At 42.7% G+C, this 12,675-nt stretch carries 12 protein-coding genes; 7 read left to right on the forward strand and 5 right to left on the reverse strand.

Annotated elements, in window-relative coordinates:
* Nucleotides 1-11: 11 nt before the first annotated feature.
* Entirely contained in the window at nt 12-1,352 is a 1,341-nt protein-coding gene (locus tag QR721_RS01640) for an Nramp family divalent metal transporter (RefSeq protein ID WP_348029762.1), read from the reverse strand.
* 287 nt (nt 1,353-1,639) lie between these two features.
* On the opposite strand from QR721_RS01640, the gene QR721_RS01645 reads away from it, so the two are divergent.
* On the forward strand, nt 1,640-2,983 hold the full coding sequence (locus tag QR721_RS01645; protein WP_431189510.1) for a TrkH family potassium uptake protein: 1,344 nt from the start codon (nt 1,640-1,642) through the stop codon (nt 2,981-2,983).
* Between the two features lie 115 nt (nt 2,984-3,098).
* Nucleotides 3,099-3,932, forward strand: a complete 834-nt coding sequence (locus tag QR721_RS01650; protein ID WP_348028534.1) for an STAS domain-containing protein — start codon at nt 3,099-3,101, stop codon at nt 3,930-3,932.
* Nucleotides 3,933-3,934: 2 nt separating this feature from the next.
* On the opposite strand, the gene QR721_RS01655 is transcribed toward QR721_RS01650, so the two are convergent.
* Together QR721_RS01655 and pdxK are read right to left on the reverse strand one after the other, a co-directional pair.
* Nucleotides 3,935-4,618, reverse strand: coding sequence for a DUF3298 and DUF4163 domain-containing protein (locus QR721_RS01655; protein ID WP_348028536.1), 684 nt, complete (start codon nt 4,616-4,618; stop codon nt 3,935-3,937).
* Nucleotides 4,619-4,656: 38 nt separating this feature from the next.
* Nucleotides 4,657-5,457, reverse strand: coding sequence for a pyridoxine/pyridoxal/pyridoxamine kinase (pdxK, locus tag QR721_RS01660; RefSeq protein WP_348028538.1), 801 nt, complete (start codon nt 5,455-5,457; stop codon nt 4,657-4,659).
* 457 nt (nt 5,458-5,914) lie between these two features.
* Here pdxK and qoxA point away from each other — a divergent pair, with 457 nt between their 5' ends.
* From qoxA to qoxD, 4 genes are read left to right on the forward strand one after another with little or no spacing between them, the layout of a single operon-like run.
* Nucleotides 5,915-6,847, forward strand: coding sequence for a cytochrome aa3 quinol oxidase subunit II (gene qoxA / locus QR721_RS01665; RefSeq protein WP_348028540.1), 933 nt, complete (start codon nt 5,915-5,917; stop codon nt 6,845-6,847).
* Between the two features lie 52 nt (nt 6,848-6,899).
* Nucleotides 6,900-8,861, forward strand: coding sequence for a cytochrome aa3 quinol oxidase subunit I (gene qoxB, locus QR721_RS01670; RefSeq protein ID WP_348028542.1), 1,962 nt, complete (start codon nt 6,900-6,902; stop codon nt 8,859-8,861).
* On the forward strand, nt 8,851-9,447 hold the full coding sequence (qoxC, locus tag QR721_RS01675; RefSeq protein WP_348028544.1) for a cytochrome aa3 quinol oxidase subunit III: 597 nt from the start codon (nt 8,851-8,853) through the stop codon (nt 9,445-9,447). Before qoxB ends, qoxC begins: the two co-directional genes overlap by 11 nt.
* A 1-nt stretch (nt 9,448) precedes the next feature.
* Nucleotides 9,449-9,739, forward strand: a complete 291-nt coding sequence (gene qoxD, locus QR721_RS01680; protein WP_348028546.1) for a cytochrome aa3 quinol oxidase subunit IV — start codon at nt 9,449-9,451, stop codon at nt 9,737-9,739.
* Between the two features lie 50 nt (nt 9,740-9,789).
* On the opposite strand, the gene QR721_RS01685 is transcribed toward qoxD, so the two are convergent.
* On the reverse strand, nt 9,790-10,974 hold the full coding sequence (locus tag QR721_RS01685; RefSeq protein ID WP_348028548.1) for a YflT domain-containing protein: 1,185 nt from the start codon (nt 10,972-10,974) through the stop codon (nt 9,790-9,792).
* 148 nt (nt 10,975-11,122) lie between these two features.
* Here QR721_RS01685 and QR721_RS01690 point away from each other — a divergent pair, with 148 nt between their 5' ends.
* Nucleotides 11,123-11,269 carry a hypothetical protein gene (locus tag QR721_RS01690; RefSeq protein WP_348028550.1) on the forward strand — a complete coding sequence of 49 codons (147 nt, stop codon included), beginning with the start codon at nt 11,123-11,125 and terminating at the stop codon, nt 11,267-11,269.
* A 48-nt stretch (nt 11,270-11,317) separates the two neighbouring features.
* Here the strand turns inward: QR721_RS01690 and QR721_RS01695 are convergent, their stop codons facing one another.
* Nucleotides 11,318-12,496, reverse strand: coding sequence for a CynX/NimT family MFS transporter (locus QR721_RS01695; RefSeq protein WP_348029763.1), 1,179 nt, complete (start codon nt 12,494-12,496; stop codon nt 11,318-11,320).
* Nucleotides 12,497-12,675 lie beyond the last annotated feature (179 nt).

The following is a 12,675-nucleotide window of genomic DNA, read 5'->3' on the forward strand; positions in this document are numbered from 1 at the left end:
CTCTTTTATAGTTATCCAATGTCGTGCCCAGTCACTACGATATAAGCAACAAGGAAAATATTCAGCATGATAATTACAGCGGTAATGAGCCATGCGATAATCTGTGCAGGAATCTTATTGGCGAATTGCCCCATTTTCTTCTTACTGCTAGTGAACAGGACAAGGGGGACTACAGCAAATGGCAGTTGCAAGCTAAGAACGACCTGACTCCAGAGCAACAGCTCGCCTGTCCCTTTTGAGCCGGCAATCCAAGTTACGACCAAAGCTGGAATAACAGCAATTAAACGTGTAATTAGACGGCGCAGCCATGGGGAGATTCGCAGTTTAACGAAACCTTCCATGACAATTTGTCCAGTCAAGGTGCCGGTGATCGTTGAATTCTGGCCTGAAGCCAGTAAGGCAACTGCGAAAAGTGTACTCGCAATACCTACACCAAGTGTCGGGCTAAGCAGCTTATAGGCTGCTTCAATTTCAGATACATTCAAATTCGTTCCATAAAACGCAGCAGCACCAAGAATAAGGATTGCTGAGTTGATCAGAAAAGCAGCTGTAAGAGATAGCGTAGAATCCAAATAAGAGAACTTCAATGCTTCTTTTTTTCCAGAATCTGTTCTCTTATACTGCCTTGTCTGGACAATGGATGAGTGTAAATACAGATTGTGAGGCATAACGGTAGCACCAAGAATACCTAGAGCGATAAACAGCATACCGGGGTCTGTCACAATCTCAGCATGAGGCACATAACCTTTGAAAACGTCTGCTACAGCTGGTTTGGAAATAAATACTTCAAAAGCAAAAACGACGAATATGGTCGTCATCAGAACGATAATGATCGACTCGATGATCCGGAATCCTTTTCTCTGCAGCAAAAGGAGAAGAAGAACATCAAGAGTTGTAATAGCAATTCCGGCAACGAGTGGAATGCCGAAAAGCAGACTTAGGGCAATGGCTGAACCGATTACTTCCGCAAGGTCTGTTGCGATGATAGCAAGTTCTGTAAGAATCCAAAGAAATACAGAAAGCTTTTTGCCAGTTGCGTCTCTTGTTGCCTGTGCGAGATCACGTTCAGTCACAATGCCAAGCTTGGCCGACAAAGATTGAAGGAACATGGCCATCAGATTGGCAATGAGAATGATGGAAAGAAGCAGATAGCCGTATCTGGCTCCCCCTGCTATGGAGGTCGCCCAGTTGCCGGGGTCCACATAACCGACAGCGACGAGTGAACCTGGCCCTGCAAAGGCGAGGAACTTGCGCCAGAATCCTGCCCCTTTTGGGATGCGTACGGTACTATTCGCCTCTTCCAAGCTGATATTAGTGCTTTTTTGAAGCCAGCCGCCAGCCTTTTCCTTTATAGACTCATGGCTCTGTGTTTCATTAATATTTTTATTATTTACCAAGGTGTTCACCTCTTTGACGAGTTGGAATTCTAATATGTTTTAGGAAAGATCCGATTTAATATGGATACCTTCATCATAATAGCTCTAACGGAATAAAATCAAACGAAAAGATAGCCAAAGGAACTTATTTTTTACTTGCGCAAATTAAAAGGTTTTTATTTACAAATCAAAATTTAAATTGACACTTGCCAACAAGGGGCGTAAATTATGTTTACTAATTAACTGAAGCTTCTGGCAAGGAGATGAAATGCCTTATGAAAGGCAAATGGCAGAGAAATATGATTCGGCTCAGTCCGCCCCAGCTACTCGCGGCCGGTTTTATGCTTATGATTCTGATCGGTGGGTTGTTATTAAAGTTACCCGCTGCCGGAACAGAACATGTTTCATGGATTGATGCTTTTTTTACTGCAGTATCTGCTACGACAGTAACCGGTCTTGGTACAGTTGATATTGGAAGTACTTTCAGTTTATTTGGTGAGATTATCATTATGGTGCTTGTACAGCTTGGTGGATTAGGCCTTATGACTTTCGCAGTCATGGCTCTCATCATGCTTGGACGAAAAATTGGTCTTAAACAGCGCCTGCTTGTCCAAGAGGCATTTAATCAGACATCAATTGGCGGTATTATCCGGCTCGTCAGGACACTATTTCTCTTTTCCATTATCATTGAGGGAATTGCTTTTCTTTTGCTTTCAGAACGTTGGGTTCCGGAATATGGCTGGAGTAAAGGAATGTACTATAGTCTGTTTCATACGGTTACAGCTTTTAATAATGCAGGATTCTCTCTTTGGCCGGACAATTTAGCCCGATATGTCGGTGACCCGGTTGTCAATATTGTCATTAGTGGTCTTTTCATTATTGGGGGATTGGGTTTTACAGTGCTAATCGATTTGTGGAGGAAACGGGATTTCCGTTCCTTGACATTGCATACGAAATTAATGCTTGTCGGTACATTTATTATAAATTTATCGGCAATGGGTTTGATCTTTGTAATGGAATATGGAAATCAGCGTTCATTTGGCGGCCTGTCATTGCATGAACAGCTGTTTGGCTCCTTGTTCCAGGCAGTTTCACCTCGTACTGCAGGGTTCTTAACAATCCCGACATCTGATTTGACGGTATCTTCAATTTTACTTATCATGGTTCTTATGTTTATCGGAGCCGGAAGTGCATCCACTGGGAGCGGGATCAAGCTGACGACATTTATTGTCGTTTTGCTTACAACCATTTCATTTCTGAAGGGGAAGGATGAAGTCGTCATATTCAGAAGAACGATCAGAAAGGCGACAATTCTCCGTTCTCTTGCGATCATTGTAGTGAGTCTATTGTTCGTTCTTGTAAGCCTATTTTTACTTACGATGACGGAGAATAAACCATTTTTGTCATTGCTTTTCGAGGTGTTGTCAGCTTTTGGAACGGTTGGTCTGACTTTGGATCTGACACCTCACCTTACTACTCCGGGCAAAATCATTATTATGGGTCTTATGTTTATTGGACGTGTCGGACCATTGGCTTTCGCTTTTATTTTTGCAACAAGAAAGTCATCAGCGGTAAAGTATCCAGAAGAAGATATTTTCACAGGATGAAACAGCGGATCTCCGTAATTTTGTTTGTTATAGCTTTTTAAGGAATATATTTAGTTAAATGGGGTATAAGAAACTATTCGGAAGATATTATCTTAAACTGCTAGGAGAAAAGACGATGAATTGCGATACTAAATTATACGAATATATATTGGATAAATCTTGGCAATTGACAGAGGAATGGTATACTTCCATAAATAAAGAAGAGACGGCAGGGGTTTATTTATCGGAAAATCCAGCGGCTGTTGAGCGTTTGAAGAAACAGAATAATGAATTCCATAAAAAGTTTGCAGAAATTTTTATTAAACAGGATACAGAGTTTCTTGAAATTTTTGAAGAGTGGGTTATTGGTCTTGTTCATGATGAGGGACACTTAGAAACACCATCTTATTTAATAACGGGAGAGTTTTTCCGAACACAGAAGCAGTATATGACCCTTGTCGATGAATTCTTTGAAATTTGCGAGGGCTGCACGAATGAAGACTTGAATAGATGGAAGAACATGATTGGTGAGGGGATAGGAAGAGTCATCAGCTGGTTTTTGAAAGAGCAGCATGATTTTACAAACCGGCAAAGCCGCGAGCAGCAGCAGACGATCAATAAACTCAGTTCGCCCATTATTTTGTTAAATAAACGGGTTGGCCTACTGCCGCTTATCGGCAAAATTGATGATGTGCGTGCGGAATTCATGTTGGAAAACACGCTTGAAGTGTGCAGCAATAGAGGATTGCGACAATTGCTAATCGATTTGTCCGGGGTAGTGACTGTCAATACTTTTGTCGCTCATAAAATATTCGAGCTAATTGATGCTCTTGCTCTTATTGGGGTAGATGCTATTCTTTCAGGTATTCGTCCTGAGATTGCTCAAACAGCGGTACAATTCGGTGACCGTTTCAGTCGCATGACAATCGTTACGAACTTGGAAAAAGCGATCGACCTTTATTTGAAGTGACATCAAATACCACTTGATAATGTGGCGAGGGGCCCGTCTTGATTAAGAATTGGCTCGAGAGAATATGCAGGAAGCGGAAAAGTAGGCAGTCCCGCATAGCCTGGAGCTATTTCGTAAGCTTGGAAGTAAATGACGAGTGTCTGATCGGCTAAATAAAAATCTTGGTTTTTCCGGACGTTGATTTTATCATTTAGGAGTGGTATGTTTCGGATGGAGGCCTGTTTTTCAATTAGAAGAGACAGGTAACTTTCGTAATTGATATCGGAGCGAAACAGATTGTTTAGATTGTATAGTTTTCCGTTGTCAATTGAGAAGGTGAGCGATTTTGCCAAGTTGAGTCCATGTGCGTGTTTTGGCGCATAGGCATAATTGGTGAAGACAATGCTTAAGATGCCACGCTGGTTATTTTTCACCTCAAATGTTCCGAGCATCTCCTGGAAGTAAGGAGCAGGATCCTGCTCCGCGTGTTGTGCTTCAACGAGCTCGCTGACAACGGATCGGATTAGGCTGTTCATATGATTTTGAGCGGTTGTATTGGAGAGCCCATAAACAACAGGATACATAATTGTTGTGTTTCCTTTTTCTATACGTGCAACTCGGATAGGGGCGTATGCATTCTTAACCATGAGATCAGCTTCTTTCACTTTTTCACAATAGCCTATTCGAGCAACTGCATTCGTGTACATACAAAAAACGCTGCGTATAACTACGCAGCGTTTTGTTTTTAGCGGTTGTTATTGTATGCACCATGCATGACGGGACCGACAAATTCATTCAATTTCCAGCCGTGCTTAATTGCAGCAGACACGAAATCTTTTGCAGCAGATACAGCATCTTTTACAGATTTGCCATGTGCCAAATTCGCTGTTATTGCCGCAGCAAACGTACAGCCGGCGCCATGATTGTAATTTGTATTGATTTTATCACTTTCAAACAGCGTATACTCCTTGCCGTCGTAGAATAGGTCGGCTGCTTTCTCGTGTTCAAGATCACTGCCACCTTTGATGACGACATTTTTTGCGCCTAGTTCAATAATTTTGGCAGCTGCTTCTTTCATTCCGTGAACAGTCTTAATTCTCCCTGTACCAGCAAGCTGTCCTGCCTCAAACAAATTCGGTGTTGTAATGAGTGCACGCGGAATAAGCAATTCGCGCATAGCATCTGTATTCTCTGGCTGCAAGACTTCATCTTCACCTTTGCAAACCATGACCGGATCGATTACAACGTTCTTCAAGTTGTATTCGTCAATTTTCTTTGCACCAAGTTCGATGATCGGAACAGAACCGAGCATGCCTGTTTTCATGGCATCAATTCCGACAGAAAGAATCGTATTCAGCTGTTTTTCAACAATTTCCGTGTCAATTGGATAAACGCCATGGCTCCAGTTATTGGCGGGATCCATGGTTACAATGGATGTGAGGGCTGTCATGCCGTATACGCCATATTCCTGGAAAGTCTTCAAATCCGCTTGAATGCCTGCACCGCCGCTTGAATCGGAACCGGCGAGCGTCAATGTTTTTTTCATTTTTTTGAACCCTCCAGCTATAAAGTATTTTTTTTAGATTAACGTATTATGCCGATTCTGAAAAGTAAAATGCGTAAATTCGACAGCATTCCGAACATTCCATGCTTGCTCGCTTGCCGATATGACTGATAATTACGAATCTTAGTGTTGGTTTAGAGAATCGTACATGTTTGTCGGTAAGTGGGGAAATATGAGAAAAGAGTTTAAAACGAAAGGGAAATGAAGCTGTTTTTATAATGGATTGAATAGCCGGAATTTTCGTCCATTTTCCGTCACATTCTGTACACAAATTCATTAAAAAAAGCCGTCATTTAACCTTTCTATATTGTGTTTCAATGTGCACAGTTTTAAAATGTAAATTGTAATTGTGATAATCCTCACATTATTAATTGAGGGGATTACAAACGGCTGTTTGTCCAATTCAATCACCAGGAAACATACTGAAAGGGGTAGCCTAATGAGGAAGAAATGGTTTTTGGCTTTGCTTGGGGTTCTGATTGTACCAATGCTTTCAGGCTGTAATCTGCTTGTTCTGAATCCGCAAGGCCCAGCAGCAGCGACGCAAGCAAAGGTCATTATAACTTCAATTGTGACAATGGCATTTATTTTGCTCGTTGTATACTGTCTTTTTATTTTCATGCTTGTCAAATACCGGGCATCAAAACAGGAGCCTGGTTATAAGCCGCCTCATATTGAGGGGAGCAAGGTACTTGAGACAATCTGGATCGTTATTCCAGTTTTGATCGTTACATTCCTTTCCATCGTGACAATCAAGTCTACAAGTGATGTTGAGGCAACACCTAAGTCATTGAAGGATGAGAAGCCGCTCATCATCTATGCTGCTTCTTCTAACTGGAAATGGCATTTCAGTTATCCGGAAGAGGATATTGAAACAGTGAACTACGTCAATATCCCGACGAACCGTCCTGTTGAGTTCAAATTGTATTCCTTCAATACAATGACGAGCTTCTGGGTACCACAGCTTGCAGGTCAGAAGTACGCCATGGCGAACATGGTTAACACACTTCACCTTGCAGCGGACCATCCAGGTTCATACTTCGGCCGTAACTCCAACTTCAGTGGCGCAGGATTCGCTGAAATGGAATTCGAAGTACAGGCAATGAGCAAGAAAGATTATGCCAAGTGGGTATCTGACGTTCATGCCACAGCAAAACCTTTGAAAGAAAAAGAATTCAACAAGCTGCTTGAAGATGGACATCTTGGTCGTAAGACATACACTGGAACTCACCTTGGTTTCAACCCAGCGCCAATGAGTCACCAACATAGTGGTGGCCATGAGCAAGGTGATATGACAAAAGAAGAGATGAACCATCACAAGAACGATAAAGAGAAACATGAAGACATGCCAGGAATGGAGCACGGAGAGTAATTCTCTTTGCTCCGCATGACTTACAAAATATCAAGAAAAGAAGGGTTGCAACATGAAGGAGTACTTCTCCAGATTTGCGCTAGAGAATGGCGATGACCCAATGATCATCGGTTCGCAAATTGCGATTGCTGTAGTTTCGATTGCAATCATTGTCGGCCTTACGTACTTCAAGAAGTGGGGCTATCTGTGGCGCAACTGGCTCACTACAGTTGACCATAAGAAAATCGGTATCATGTATATCCTCGCAGCGCTGCTCATGCTCTTCCGTGGGGGAGCTGACGCAATACTAATGCGTGCACAAACAGCTGTTCCGAATAATGGATTGCTGGATGCGCAGCATTATAACGAAATTTTCACCACACACGGGGTTGTCATGATTTTGTTCATGGCGATGCCATTTATCATCGGTTTGATGAACGTTGTTACTCCTTTGCAGATTGGTGCAAGAGACGTCGCATTCCCGCGTTTGAACGCTATCAGTTTCTGGCTGTTCTTCTTCGGAGCGATGCTGTTTAACCTTTCATTCGTAATCGGTGGTTCACCTGATGCCGGCTGGACAGCCTACTTCCCGTTGGCGAGCAATGACTTCAGCCACACAGTAGGGATTAACTATTATGCAATTGCAATCCAGATTGCAGGTATCGGTACTCTGATGACAGGTATCAACTTCATTACGACAATCATGAAAATGCGTGCCCCTGGTATGACATTGATGAAGATGCCAATGTTTACTTGGTCTATCTTGATCACGAACTTGATTATCGTATTTGCATTCCCGGTACTTACAGTAGCGCTTGCACTCATGACCATGGACAGACTGTTCGGAACAAACTTCTTCTCTATTGCCAATGGCGGTATGGATATGCTTTGGGCGAACTTGTTCTGGGTATGGGGACATCCGGAAGTTTACATCGTTATTCTCCCGGCATTCGGTATCTATTCCGAAATCATCTCCACATTTGCACAGCGTAACTTGTACGGTTACAAATCAATGGTATTCAGTATGGTTGCCATCAGTGCCCTTTCATTCCTTGTATGGACGCACCACTTCTATACAATGGGTCACGGTGTAATGGTTAACGGAATCTTCTCTGTCACAACAATGGCGATAGCCGTGCCGACGGGGGTTAAGATATTCAACTGGCTGCTCACGCTTTACAAAGGAAGTATTAAATTTACAGTGCCGATGCTTTGGGCAATGGCATTTATTCCAATTTTCACAATCGGTGGTGTAACTGGTGTCATGCTTGCAATGGCAAGTGCCGACTATCAGTATCACAACACAATGTTCCTAGTAGCTCACTTCCACTATGTATTGATTCCAGGTACAGTGTTTGGTGTGCTTGCCGGCTTCACATTCTGGTGGCCAAAGATCTTCGGCTTCAGCCTTAATGAGAGAATTGGTAAATGGGCATTCTGGTTCATCGCTATTAGCTTTAACGTTGCCTTCTTCCCATTGTTCCTTTCTGGTTTGAATGGACAGGCACGTCGTATGTACACTTATTCCGAAGCTTCTGGATTCGGTATTTACAACTTGATTTCGTTCATCGGTGCAATCGGTCTTGCGATTGGATTCCTGTTGATTGTTTATCAAATCTACTGGAGCACTCGCTACGCACCACGTCATGTGGATGGAGATCCTTGGAATGCACGTTCGCTTGAATGGGCTACACATAGTCCAGTTCCGGAATACAACTTCGCAATTACGCCGACAGTTGATTCCATCGAAGCTTTCTGGGATAAGAAAGAGCATGGCAAAGAAATCTTCAAAGGCAAGATTGAAGAAATTCACATGCCAAATAACAGCGGCTTGCCAATCATCATGAGTGCGATCTTCTTCGTATTCGGCTTTGCGCTTGTCTTCTCAATGTGGATCGTCGCTATTGTGTCATTGATCGGTATCTTCGTATGTATGGCTTACCGTTCGTTTGAAATTGATCATGGTCACCATATCCCTGTCGAGAAGATTAAGGAAACTGAAAGAAAGAGCGGGGTGACTTTTAATGAAGATTGATCATTCAGTCCCTAAAGAGTATGCAACTGAGGAAAACAGACTGAAAATCTTCGGTTTCTGGATTTTCATCGGTGCTGAAGTTGCCTTGTTCGGAACGCTTTTTGCCACATTCTTCACCCTGGTGGACCATACAGCTACTGGTCCAACAGGGCATGAAATATTCGAACTGCCACCTGTTTTGATTGAAACGTTTGTCCTTTTGACATCAAGTTTCACAATTGGCCTTGCAGTTAACGCGATGCGTCTTGGTGCCAAGAAGGCGATGCTCGTATTCATGGGTATTACACTTCTTCTTGGTCTTGGGTTCTTGAGTGTTGAGATTTATGAATTTACAACATATGTTCATGAAGGAGCGAGCTTGCAGACAAGTGCCTTTACTTCTGCATTGCTCACATTGCTTGGAACGCACGGAGCACACGTTACACTAGGTTTCTTCTGGGGCTTGTTCATCATGATTCAAGTTGCTAGACGTGGCATTACACCAGAAACAGCGAATAAGTCCTTTATCTTCTCGTTGTACTGGCACTTCCTAGACGTTATCTGGATTTTCATCTTCAGTTTCGTCTACTTGAAAGGAATGATGTAAGATGACTTTTAAAGAACTGTTTCCAACGAAGCACCTTACAGGATTCATTTCTTCGCTAGTCCTTACAGGTGTTGCCCTTCTGGTATTGTACCTTGATGTCTCCATGAAGACAGGTGTCGTAATCCTTCTGATTACCGCATTCATGCAGGCTGGCATTCAGCTAGTCATGTTCATGCATGCTGGTGAATCTGAGGATGGTACAGCGATTTATACGCATACGTACTATGCAGTATTTATTGCGCTTGTCACTGTACTCGGTACATTGCTTACAATGGTCTGGGGTTACCAGTAAAAATAAATGCCCGTCAATCCATAAAAGGGATTGACGGGCATTTTATTTATTTAAATGGAATTGTCATCTTTTAGACGATGGTCAAGTTCCTGGTCATTTTCTTTCCTCTTTTTAGCCATTTCTTCTGATAGCCGATCACCGACCTGCACATCTTCCTTATCAACCCATTCGCCTGAAGCGGCTTTCTTCAAAGTACTGTCATCATGAGTAGAAACTTGGTTGTTTGCTGTTTCATAGTTGGTTGTAAGCCTGTGATCAAGTTCTTCGCCTTGTTTGTTTTTATTGACCATCTCTTCAGAAATACGATCCCCAGCTTGGACATTTCGCTTATCGACCCATTCACCAGCCGCTGCCTTTTTCAAGTTGCTGTCATCGCGAGTTGAGAGATTGCGTCCTGTTTCAGTATTTGTCGTCAGTCTATGATCAAGTTCTTCGCCTTGTTTGTTTTTATTGATCATCTCTTCAGAAATACGATCTCCAGCTTGAACGTTCTGCTTGTCGACCCATTCGCCTGCAGCGGCCTTTCTTAATGTATCATTGGCTGGATTTGTATTAATATCGGCTCTGGTTTCGGCTGTGCTCGTGGTCAATCTATGGTCTAAATCTGCATGGTGATTTCTGTCTGATTCAATTACTTTTCGAGATATATCGTCTCCAGTATTTACTTTATTCACTGGAACTCGCTCACCTGAAGCAGCCCTTTCAAGTGTATCCTTATTGCTTTTCACAAGATGCGGACGAGTAGTGCCATTGTTTAAATCAAGATTTTCATGATTTAAAGCAGTAGCTGGCTCAGCTCCTACGTTCGTTTTAAAGTAGTCCTCATCAGAACGGTACGGAGAAACTCCCAGCTCCTTATTAAGGTGCTTATTGTTCTTTCCAGCATGATTTCGCATATCAAGCTCTCTGTCAATGAAGAGAAGCATGCCGCCTTTTTTGGCTTCAGCATAATAGCGGTTCGCTTGTTCCTGAGAATAGCCCATTTTTTCAAAAGCACCTGTTACAGGCTCTTCTCCCATGATGAAATGTTTAACCTTTTCAAGCCAGTTTTCATCTCCTGCTGATTCTACTTCAGCATCTGTACGACCGCGGATCATACGGATATCTTGTTCATCATTTGTAACAACATACATGTCTTTCTCTGTGTGACCTTGTTTCTTCAATGCATCCATTGCTTCAAGCAATTCTCTTTGACTATAGAAAGTTCCCATATATTTTTTGTCTGGTGTTGCCATGTCAAAAGATGCCTCCTTTAAGAATATTGGTCCTTGAATATTTCCCGTATGCACTGACTTTCAAACGGAAGTCCGCATTGGAGCAGTATAGGAGTCGACAATAATCGGCAAACTATAAAGGATCAGCGTATGGGAGGAGGAAGCGAATTTGAGCAAACAGGATCGATTCAACAACCAGTTCAAAGAGCGCGAGAACAGTGGCGAAAAGCGTAATGGACGAAAGGCGCAATATAAAAATCATAATGCAGAAGGCGGCAACACGCCGAACGAATATATAAGCAGAAAAGAAGATTAAAAAAACGGCCCTGTATGCTTTCGAAACATACAGGGCCGTTTTTTTAAACTATTGTGCTTTTGCATGATTGTGCACTTTTCCCGGCTTGGCAGCACCAAGTCCTGCATAGAAGAACACGAGAATATTGACAAGCAGCATGATAATGGGGACTGTCCAATTGTGTGTAAGGTCATGGAGAGCGCCGAAAAGAACTGGTCCGAGAGAAGCGAGCAAGTAACCGAATGATTGTGCCATTCCGGAAAGCTCTGCCGATTCACCACTATTATCCGTACGCAGTGTAAAGAACATCATGGAAAGACTGAAAGCACTACCGCTTGCAATCCCAATGAAGATAACACAGATTATAGTTAGCACCTGATTCGTAAACAGCAGTCCACCGATTCCACAAAAATAAAAAGCAGCTGTAATGATCGCTAGAGGCTGTTGGTTCTTCATCCGATCAGCAATGACAGGAATGAAAAAGGTGACGGGAATCAATGCGAACTGCATGAGAGAAAGCATCCAGCCAGCTGCATTATTACTATAACCACGTAACTGCAACAATTCAGGAAGCCATGTCATCATTGTATAGAAGATGAGAGACTGAGCTCCCATGAAAATTGTCACTTTCCATGCAAGAGGCGATTTCCAAATGCTTTCACTTTCAAACGCTGCATCCTTCCAATTACGTGGCTTCGGTGCTTTGACGAGTTGAGGAATCCAAATGATAATCGCAATTACAGCGAGTAAGACCCAAAAAACGAGAGCGCCTTTCCAGCCAAACCCATGCCATTCAGATAGCGGTACACTAATTCCGGACGACAAGGCTCCGAAAAGATTCATGGCTACAGAATAGATTCCGGTCATGATGCCGACACCACGCGGGAATTTTGTTTTAATAAAGCTAGGCAATAGGACATTACTGACTGCTATGGCACAGCCAATAAGAATCGTACCTGCGAACAAAAGAGTAATGCCGTTCAATGAACGAAGAATCATACCCGCGGCGAGGAGGAATAAGGAAAGGAAGATTGCCTGCTCCATGCCCCGTTTCTTAGCGAGTTTCGGTGCGAGAGGGGATATTAGGGCAAAAGCAAGCAGGGGAACAGTTGTGATTGTACCAGCTATAGCATTTGAAAGATGAAGATCGGTGCGAATATTGGCGATTAGCGGTCCGACAGCTGTGAGGGGAGCACGCAGATTGGCTCCGATGAAGATAATTCCAAGCAGAAGCAATATTGTATTCATAACAGTTTTTCTTTTAAATGAAGCACGATACAATTCCACAGTAGGACCTCCGTTCTCATGATGTATTAATCCCTGCTTTTAGTATTACCCATTAATTGTGACAAAAAAGCAACAATCCCCATTAGAAAAGGATACCACTCTGATTAAAAGCCTGTAAAGAATTGGGGCTTGAAAGAACT

The sequence above is a fragment of the Aciduricibacillus chroicocephali genome (assembly GCF_030762805.1).
GTDB lineage: Bacteria > Bacillota > Bacilli > Bacillales > Amphibacillaceae > Aciduricibacillus > Aciduricibacillus chroicocephali.

Bases quoted from the DNA above. Each gene is read 5' to 3' on its own strand.
- QR721_RS01645 (WP_431189510.1), top strand. From the start codon at position 1,640: ATGAAATGCCTTATGAAAGGCAAATGGCAGAGAAATATGATTCGGCTC.
- QR721_RS01650 (WP_348028534.1), top strand. From the start codon at position 3,099: ATGAATTGCGATACTAAATTATACGAATATATATTGGATAAATCTTGG.
- QR721_RS01655 (WP_348028536.1), bottom strand. From the start codon at position 4,618: ATGTACACGAATGCAGTTGCTCGAATAGGCTATTGTGAAAAAGTGAAA.
- pdxK (WP_348028538.1), bottom strand. From the start codon at position 5,457: ATGAAAAAAACATTGACGCTCGCCGGTTCCGATTCAAGCGGCGGTGCA.
- qoxA (WP_348028540.1), top strand. From the start codon at position 5,915: ATGAGGAAGAAATGGTTTTTGGCTTTGCTTGGGGTTCTGATTGTACCA.
- qoxB (WP_348028542.1), top strand. From the start codon at position 6,900: ATGAAGGAGTACTTCTCCAGATTTGCGCTAGAGAATGGCGATGACCCA.
- qoxC (WP_348028544.1), top strand. From the start codon at position 8,851: ATGAAGATTGATCATTCAGTCCCTAAAGAGTATGCAACTGAGGAAAAC.
- qoxD (WP_348028546.1), top strand. From the start codon at position 9,449: ATGACTTTTAAAGAACTGTTTCCAACGAAGCACCTTACAGGATTCATT.
- QR721_RS01685 (WP_348028548.1), bottom strand. From the start codon at position 10,974: ATGGCAACACCAGACAAAAAATATATGGGAACTTTCTATAGTCAAAGA.
- QR721_RS01695 (WP_348029763.1), bottom strand. From the start codon at position 12,496: ATGAATACAATATTGCTTCTGCTTGGAATTATCTTCATCGGAGCCAAT.